This window comes from Rheinheimera sp. 4Y26 (assembly GCF_025245835.1).
Taxonomy (GTDB): Bacteria; Pseudomonadota; Gammaproteobacteria; order Enterobacterales; family Alteromonadaceae; genus Pararheinheimera.
Genome location: NZ_JAOBWS010000004.1, coordinates 276,239 through 283,886 on the forward strand (window position 1 = coordinate 276,239; position 7,648 = coordinate 283,886).

General features: G+C 48.3%; 7 protein-coding genes and 1 tRNA gene. 6 read left to right on the forward strand and 2 right to left on the reverse strand.

What is annotated here, in order from left to right; translation table 11 throughout:
- Positions 1-2: 2 nt before the first annotated feature.
- Positions 3-1,913 carry a threonine--tRNA ligase gene (gene thrS, locus N3Z11_RS07980; protein ID WP_260656633.1) on the reverse strand — a complete coding sequence of 637 codons (1,911 nt, stop codon included), beginning with the start codon at positions 1,911-1,913 and terminating at the stop codon, positions 3-5.
- A 273-nt stretch (positions 1,914-2,186) separates the two neighbouring features.
- Here thrS and N3Z11_RS07985 point away from each other — a divergent pair, with 273 nt between their 5' ends.
- The 3 genes from N3Z11_RS07985 to N3Z11_RS07995 all read left to right on the forward strand — a co-directional run bounded on the left by N3Z11_RS07985 (position 2,187) and on the right by N3Z11_RS07995 (position 4,072).
- Positions 2,187-3,047: a fructosamine kinase family protein gene (locus tag N3Z11_RS07985; protein WP_260656634.1), complete on the forward strand. Its 861-nt coding sequence runs from the start codon at positions 2,187-2,189 to the stop codon at positions 3,045-3,047.
- Positions 3,048-3,070: 23 nt separating this feature from the next.
- Complete coding sequence (gene hxpB, locus N3Z11_RS07990) at positions 3,071-3,718, forward strand: hexitol phosphatase HxpB (protein WP_260656635.1); 648 nt, start codon at positions 3,071-3,073, stop codon at positions 3,716-3,718.
- Positions 3,719-3,871: 153 nt separating this feature from the next.
- Positions 3,872-4,072, forward strand: a complete 201-nt coding sequence (locus N3Z11_RS07995) for a CPXCG motif-containing cysteine-rich protein (RefSeq protein WP_260656636.1) — start codon at positions 3,872-3,874, stop codon at positions 4,070-4,072.
- 76 nt (positions 4,073-4,148) lie between these two features.
- Here N3Z11_RS07995 and N3Z11_RS08000 read toward each other — a convergent pair whose 3' ends face one another.
- Positions 4,149-4,793, reverse strand: a complete 645-nt coding sequence (locus N3Z11_RS08000; protein WP_260656637.1) for a riboflavin synthase subunit alpha — start codon at positions 4,791-4,793, stop codon at positions 4,149-4,151.
- Positions 4,794-4,871: 78 nt separating this feature from the next.
- On the opposite strand from N3Z11_RS08000, the gene N3Z11_RS08005 reads away from it, so the two are divergent.
- From N3Z11_RS08005 to N3Z11_RS08015, 3 genes are all read left to right on the forward strand, one after another.
- Positions 4,872-6,272 (forward strand): MATE family efflux transporter, encoded by a 1,401-nt coding sequence (locus tag N3Z11_RS08005; RefSeq protein WP_260656638.1) that lies wholly within the window; start codon positions 4,872-4,874, stop codon positions 6,270-6,272.
- Positions 6,217-7,314 (forward strand): DUF3080 domain-containing protein, encoded by a 1,098-nt coding sequence (locus N3Z11_RS08010; RefSeq protein WP_260656639.1) that lies wholly within the window; start codon positions 6,217-6,219, stop codon positions 7,312-7,314. The genes N3Z11_RS08005 and N3Z11_RS08010 overlap by 56 nt, the downstream gene beginning before the upstream one ends.
- A 129-nt stretch (positions 7,315-7,443) precedes the next feature.
- A tRNA-Val gene (locus tag N3Z11_RS08015) sits at positions 7,444-7,520 on the forward strand.
- Positions 7,521-7,648 lie beyond the last annotated feature (128 nt).

A 7,648-nucleotide genomic window follows, 5' to 3' on the forward strand; every position in this document is an offset into this window, starting at 1 on the left:
CATCAGACCCGGTTTTTGATTTCTGTCGTCAGCTTGTCAACAAAAGCTGCAATAGTCATCTTACCGAGGTCTTCGCCTTTGCGTGTTCTCAGTGCTAAATCGCCGGCTTCAACTTCTTTGTCGCCAACAACCACTAAATACGGAACACGAGACAGCGTGTGCTCGCGGATTTTAAAGCCTATCTTCTCATTTCTCAAGTCAGAAGTTGCTCTAATACCGTGAGATTTGAAAGTTTTTACTAATTGCTGGGCATATTCGGCCTGATTGTCGGTAATATTCATCACCACAACCTGAGTTGGCGCTAACCATGCCGGCATAAAACCTGCGTATTCTTCAATTAAAATACCGATAAAACGCTCCAGCGAACCTAAAATGGCGCGATGGATCATCACCGGAATTTGTTTTTCGCCGTTTTCCGCCACATAAGAGGCGCCTAAACGGGCTGGCATTGAAAAATCGAGTTGCACGGTACCACATTGCCAGGCTCTGTCCAGACAATCGTGTAAGGTAAATTCGATTTTTGGACCATAAAACGCACCTTCACCAGGTAAGTACTGGAATTCAATGCCTTTACTGGTCAGAACGTCAGCCAGTGCTTTTTCGGCTTTGTCCCAGATTTCATCAGAACCTACGCGTTTTTCCGGCCGGGTCGACAATTTCACCACAATTTTATCAAAACCGAAGGTTTGATAAGTCTGATATACCATGTCGATACAAGCGCCCACTTCGGCTTCTATTTGCTCTTCAGTACAGAAAATGTGCGCGTCGTCCTGGGTAAAACCACGTACCCGCATTAAACCGTGTAACGAACCTGAAGGCTCATTACGATGACAACAACCAAACTCGGCCATCCGCAGCGGTAAATCGCGGTAAGACTTTAAGCCCTGGTTAAAAATCTGCACGTGACCCGGGCAGTTCATCGGTTTAATTGCGTATTCGCGTTTCTCTGACTCGGTGGTAAACATGGCACTGGAGTATTTATCCCAGTGACCTGACTTCTCCCACAAAGAGCGGTCCATCATCAGCGGGCCTTTGACTTCGTCATAATCAAATGAACGCAATTTCTCCCGGACAAATTTTTCCAGCTCAGTGTAAATAGTCCAGCCGTCGTTATGCCAGAACACCATACCCGGCGCTTCTTCCTGCCAGTGGAATAAATCCAGTGCTTTACCAATTTTACGGTGGTCGCGTTTTTCTGCTTCTTCTAACCGGGTCAAATAAGCAGCCAGCTGCTTTTTATCGGCCCATGCAGTGCCGTAAATACGTTGCAGCATTTTGTTTTTTGAGTCACCACGCCAGTATGCACCCGCCACTTTCATAATTTTGAAGTGTTGGCAAAAACGCATATTTGGCACGTGTGGACCACGGCACATATCGATGTATTCTTCGTGATGGTATAAACCCGGCTGGTCGTCTTTGGCGACATTCTGCTCGAGAATTTCCATTTTGTAGCTTTCGCCACGCGCTTTGAAGGTGTCGTAAGCCTGTTGCCAGCTCACTTTTTTCTTCACAACGTCATATTCAGTTTTGGCCAGCTGCAGCATACGCTCTTCGAGCGCTGCTAAGTCTTCAGCACTGATAGCCCGGTCTAAATCAACATCATAATAAAAGCCGTTGTCGATGACAGGACCAATCGCCATTTTGACATTTGGCCAGAGTTGTTTAATGGCATGTCCCAGCAAGTGGGCGCAAGAGTGGCGCAAAATTTCCAGGCCCTCTTCGTCTTTACTGGTGACAATAGACAGTTTGCTGTCACGGTCAATTATTTCGCAGGCGTCTACCAATACACCGTCAATTTTGCCGGCGATAGTGGCTTTGGCAAGACCAGGACCAATGTCTTTGGCAACGTCTAATACAGATAAAGGGGCTTCAAAAACGCGCTGACTTCCGTCAGGCAGAGTAATAACTGGCATGTCATTTTCCTTACAGTGGTGGCCCATACCAAGGGACACTTGTTTTATCAAATCTGAGTGGATGCCTGATGGTGTTCAACCATACGAACGGTTAAACCAACAATTGCCGGCACGTAGCTGGCAATTATCAGCCAAAAAGCGTCGTTATCTTACTGGCACAATGGCGCTCAGGCAAGGGTGTTGCTGCTGCGTATAACAACTCCACTTTGGCCAAATTTGCACCATACTACTGATATCCCCTGCTTTATTCCCAGACAACACCGGAGTTTATTCATGTGGCAAGCACTCGCAGAACAAATCAGCGCCGAATTACAGTGTGATTTTAAGGTTGAACAAAAACACCAGCTGTCCACCCACTCCGGCAATATGTTGTATCACCTCAAAGGTCAGGAGTTAGAGTTTTTTGTCAAACTGAATCAACGTGAGGTGCTGGACAGTTTTGACACCGAGGCGCTTAGCATTGGGGCACTGACACAGCGTCAATGTGTCCGCCTGCCCAAGGTGATCTGCGCTGGCCAAACCCTGGATAAATCCTTTCTGGTGCTGGAATATTTGCCTATGACCAATGCTCATCCTTATGGCTGGCAGGCACTTGGCCATCAACTGGCTTTTTTACATCAGGCAGACGATCAGGCCATGTATGGTTTTGATTGGGATAATTATTTAAGCGCCACCATGCAGCCGAACCAGTGGCAGGCCAATTGGTCGACTTTTTTTTCCGAGCAACGTATAGGCTGGTTATTACAACTTTTAGCCGAACAACATCAGGAATTTGGTGACATTGATAAAATAGTGGAACGGGTGCGCCAGCAATTGCATGGCCATCAGCCCAAACCTGCGCTGCTACATGGGGAACTGGTGCGCGGCAACATCGGCTTTTTATCGGAAGTACCGGTGTTATTTGACCCAGCCAGCTATTTTGGTGATCGGGAAACAGATTTGGCCTACAGCCAGATGTTCGACCCTTTGCCTGACAGTTTTTTTAATGCATACAATCAGGTGTACCCGCTCGACAGCAATTACGAAGACAGGAAAGATCTTTATAATCTGTATCATTTATTGCACCATGCGTATATCCGTGGCGGTCGTTACAGCTGGCAAGCCAGAGATTTGATCCGTCAACGTTTGTTGTAAGCTTTTTAAATTATGGATAACTGATGATCCAAGCTGTCATTTTTGATCTGGACGGCTTGTTGCTCGACTCAGAAAACTTCTGGCAACAAGCTGAATATACAATCTTTTCTTCCCTTGGCGTACCGCTCAAACCTGAAGACACTGCACAAACGCTGGGCTGGCGCTGTGATAATGTGGTGCAGCACTGGTATCAGCATTTTGCCTGGCAAGGCCCCACTCAGGCGGAAGTGGCCGATATGATTATTGAGCGGGTTATCGGCATGATCATCAGCAAAGGCAAACTGATGCCGGGCGCTCTTGATGCGCTGAAGTTGTGCCAGTCGCTCAAACTGCCGATGGCTCTGGCCACTTCATCAAACCACAAAATGATGCTGGCCATTTTGCAGCATTTTGATCTACAAAACTTTTTTCAGGCAACCTGCTCGGCTGAATTTTTACCACTGGCAAAACCTCATCCGCAGGTCTATCTCAATGCGGCCGCTGCTTTAAACGTACCGCCACAACAATGTCTGGCTCTGGAAGACAGTGTCACAGGTCTGATTGCTGCCAAAGCGGCCCGGATGCGCTGTATTGCAGTGCCGGATAGCGCACATCGCCATGCTCCGGGTTATGCCATTGCTGACCTGGTACTTCAATCGCTGACTGAACTACATCCGGAGCATTTGCGATAACACCGTCTTGCGCCTGACAAGTTTCACTGCAATATGGCTGCGATATGAGGGCGGGCTGACATAACAGCGAATTAGCGCCTACACTAGTGAGGATTGGCTAAGCCCGTGCATCAATGGCAACGGCAATATACAACAATACGTCTGGAGGATATGATGGACTTGATTAACAAAACCATTATCTGCCCGTTTTGTGGCCACCCGACCCATATCACGCTCGATGTCAGCGGTGAAGATCAGGACGATTTTGAAGATTGCAGCAACTGCTGCAACCCTATCCATATTAAAACGCACAAAGATGAAGCGCACCGCAGCGTGCAGGTGTTTATCGACGCCGATGACGAGCAGATTTATTAATAAAAGCTGCAAAGGTGCAGCAGCCTAAGTGCTGCCGCCTCTGCTTGCATGCGCCTGATAGTGATCGGATTAAATGTTACTGAATCAAACCGCGCTCAGCCAGCATACGTTCCACACTTTGCACTATGGTGTAACTTTGCTGGTCAATTTCGATATTCACCCAGTCACCACACTGACGTTTACCAAGATTAGTTACGGCTAAAGTTTCCGGTATTAAATGCAGCGAAAACACACAGCTTTGGTCGGCATTAAGTTGCAGCTGCCCTACTGTCAGGCTGATGCCGTCAATGGCAATAAAACCTTTGCTAAACACATAACTGCCAAAAGGCGCAGGCAACTGCAGCTGCATAGCACAATTGTTCTCTGTTTTGTTGATATCGATAATCTGCGCCGTGGTATGGATATGGCCCGATAAAATATGGCCACCCAGCTCTTTGCCAATAGTTAAAGAGCGCTCAAAATTAACCAAATCCCCGATTTTTAATAAGCCAAGGTTAGTCAGGCGCAGCGTTTCGTCAATCACATCAAAACTGACGTGACCTTCACTATCATTGGCAGTAAAACCCACCACGGTTAAACAAGTGCCGTTAATGGCAATACTGGCGCCCTGCTCCAGCAAAGTCAGATAAGGTGCTGCAACTTTAAGCTGTAACTGACGAAAACCTGGCTGGTCCTGGATTTTGTCGACAATGGCCTGAGTCTGAACTATTCCGGTAAACATCACTGCCCCTGTTTGTGCTAAATTAACCGCTGTTTCGCGCCGAAAAAATCGCGTCTAATCCGTCTGTTGTGAGTTGCCATGTTACCTTTTTCCCGCTTTGAAGCCAAAACCATTCTGAAACTGTCTGGCCCTATAGTACTGGCGCAGCTGACTCAAACCATGATGTATGTGGTGGACACCCTGATGGCGGGTCGGGTCAGCCCTGTGGATATGGCCGGTATTGCTGTGGCATCTGCGTTGTGGCTACCAATTATTCTGACGTTTCAGGGACTCTTGCTGGCGCTCACACCAATGATTGCGCAGCATTATGGTGCCAGCCATAAAAAAGAAGTGACAGCCGTGACTTTGCAGGGCGCTTATCTTGCTTTTGCACTGGCTTTGCTGGTGTTTTTCTTGATGCAGTTTATTGCAGTGCCGGTTGGCATGATGGAGATGGACGATACGCTCAGGCAAAAAGCGCTGGATTATATGGCCTATATTGCCTGGGGTGTGTTCCCCGCCGCCGGTTATATGGTGCTGCGTAATTTATTTGAAGGCATTGGTTATACCAAAGCCACCATGTGGATAAGCTTCGTTGGTATTTTAGTGAACATTCCGGCGAACTATATTTTTATCTATGGCAAGTTCGGCATGCCGGCGCTCGGAGGTGCCGGTTGTGGCGTGGCAACCTCTCTGGTGTTCCTGGCCCAGCTGCTGGCCATTAGTCTGTATGCGCTTAAAAGCGCCCGCACAGCGCCTTACCGACTGAAACTGCCTGACTACCAACCAAAAATCCGCGAGATTTGGCAAATCATCGCACTTGGCACCCCTATCGCTTTTGCCATGTTTTTTGAAGTCACTTTATTTGCCTGTATTCCGCTGATGATTGTGCATTTGGGCCCAACTGTGGTCGCGGCGCATCAGATTGCCAATAATTACAGTGCTTTAGTTTTTATGCTGCCACTCAGTATGGGCATGGCGACCACTATTCGGGTCGGTCATCTGGCTGGAGCTATGGACGTGCGCGAACTTCGTACAGCCATCAGTACCGCGATAGTACTGGCGGTGATCATGGCTTTTGCGATTGCCGGCTTTACTTTCTTAACCCGCAGCTGGGTGGCCTCTTTATACACAACAGATGCCACTGTGATCGCCATGGCAAGTTCTATTCTAATCCTCGCCTGTTTTTACCAGATTTCCGATGCGATTCAGGTAGTGTCAAGCTGTGCACTGCGCGGCTTAAAATATACCAAACCAATATTTTTTATTACGCTGATTGCTTACTGGCCTATAGGTTTTGGATTAGGCACAGTGCTTGGTCTGACCGACTGGCTCACCCCTAAAATGGGAGCGCACGGATTTTGGGTGGGCATTATCGTCGGATTGACCGTTGCGGCCGTATTACTGGCCATAATCCTGAAACAGCAACTGCACCGGATAGAACATGGCCAACAACAAAACAACACCACAAAATCAGCAGCACCTGACAGCGCAGCCTGATCTGCCGAGCGGGCAACTGTTTTACGCTTTGCTGCCGCTGTTGTTGTGTGTCACCCTCAATGGCTGCAGCAAGTCCGATGCCGAAGATTTATGGCTGGATTATCACAGCAGACTACAACGCATGTTGGCGCTGCCAGAGCTCGACGCTCAGCTTGCCGCAGTGCCTGAACTGCCACAGGTGCGAACGCTTTATAAGCCACTACCAGACTCAAAACTGAATTTACTTGATCTGGTGGTGCTACGCCGCTGTGGTTTGCAGCAACTGGTGGCCGAGCGCAACAACAGCCTTGGCAAAACCATGACGGTTGCCAATCAGCTTGGTTATGAACTGCAGTTAATCAGTCAGCTCAAACCCTGCCTGCAGCATCCGGAGCTGGATGCTGACTTACAACAAAAACTGCAGCAAATTTATCTGGAAAAACAACAACAACTACCCGGGGTGCTGGCCAATTTCCTGCTGACCGATCAGACATTACGCCAACAATTGCACGGCAGTCAGCGCGGCATAAAAAGCGGTGTCAGTATTACCACGACTTTGACGGCACTGGCGCAACTTGGCGACTTACAAGACAAGGTACAAAAAGCGGACCTGGCCGCTCTTACAACCACTGATGCTGCTTTTATTAATCAACAGGTTGGCGCGCTATATCAAAGTCAGATACTGGCCGACTGGCAATATAGCCTGAGAGTCAATAACAGCTGGCTCAGCGCACTGAATGCCCAACTTGATACTGTTGACCTTGACCTGTTTTGTAAACAACCTCAGGTCAAAGATAAAACAGAAATTCTCAACAACATTTTATTGCAGCAGTTTATTGGCAAAATTCAGCCCCGTTTGGCCGAACTGGATGGCATGAGTCAGCAATTGCAGCCCGCTTTAAACCGGATATATCAGCAAAGCCCGATAGCAACAGTTCTTTATCAGCGCACTGAAGCCCAGCATCAGGCGCTTAAACAACAACTCAGCCACCATGTCGCCTGGTGGCAACGTTTACAGCAGCATTGCCAGTTTAAAATTGCCGCTAAAACCGGGGAAAGCTGAGCAGAGCTTAGATTTCGCACAAAATAACAGCGCTTGGCGGGGCTTGCCAAAAAATCACTTGCAATAGCCTGGCCGCGAAAATACTATAGCGTCCGTTGTCAAAACCACCTGGCGGTGGAATTGCAAAATGCGTCCTTAGCTCAGTTGGTTAGAGCACCACCTTGACATGGTGGGGGTCGGTGGTTCGAGTCCACTAGGACGCACCAATTTTACAGCGCCCGCTGTAAAAATTGCGATAAAGTCTGACAATCACTGAAAAAATGCGTCCTTAGCTCAGTTGGTTAGAGCACCACCTTGACATGGTGGGGGTCGGTGGTTCGAGTCCACTAGGACG

Coding starts and splice junctions, on each gene's coding strand:
- hxpB (WP_260656635.1), top strand. CDS start 3,071: ATGATCCAAGCTGTCATTTTTGATCTGGACGGCTTGTTGCTCGACTCA.
- N3Z11_RS07985 (WP_260656634.1), top strand. CDS start 2,187: ATGTGGCAAGCACTCGCAGAACAAATCAGCGCCGAATTACAGTGTGAT.
- N3Z11_RS07995 (WP_260656636.1), top strand. CDS start 3,872: ATGGACTTGATTAACAAAACCATTATCTGCCCGTTTTGTGGCCACCCG.
- N3Z11_RS08000 (WP_260656637.1), bottom strand. CDS start 4,793: ATGTTTACCGGAATAGTTCAGACTCAGGCCATTGTCGACAAAATCCAG.
- N3Z11_RS08005 (WP_260656638.1), top strand. CDS start 4,872: ATGTTACCTTTTTCCCGCTTTGAAGCCAAAACCATTCTGAAACTGTCT.
- N3Z11_RS08010 (WP_260656639.1), top strand. CDS start 6,217: ATGGCCAACAACAAAACAACACCACAAAATCAGCAGCACCTGACAGCG.
- thrS (WP_260656633.1), bottom strand. CDS start 1,913: ATGCCAGTTATTACTCTGCCTGACGGAAGTCAGCGCGTTTTTGAAGCC.